The sequence below is a fragment of the Patiriisocius sp. 208BN25-11 genome (assembly GCF_058147145.1).
This window is the reverse complement of sequence record NZ_JBYVJY010000194.1, coordinates 1-217: the sequence shown is the minus strand read 5'-3', so window position 1 is coordinate 217 and position 217 is coordinate 1. Positions and strand designations below refer to the sequence as shown.

General features: G+C 43.3%; 1 protein-coding gene. It reads left to right on the top strand.

Features of this window, described 5'->3' with window-relative positions:
• A partial coding sequence (locus ACY2RS_RS16095) for a hypothetical protein (RefSeq protein WP_490099648.1) occupies positions 1–217 on the top strand: 217 nt, incomplete at both ends.

Genomic DNA, 217 nt, shown 5'->3' with positions numbered 1-217 from the left:
AATACAGACGGAAGTGTAGATGTAACGCCAGGCACACCAGCGGGGACGTATATGATTGACTACACGATTTGTGAGAATCTAAATCCAACAAACTGTGATACAGCAACTGTAACAGTAGTGGTGACTACTTTATGTCCTTCTTCGACCGATACCGATGGTGATGGTCTTACAGATTGTGAGGAGACAACTGGAATCGATGATCCAAATACACCTTTAG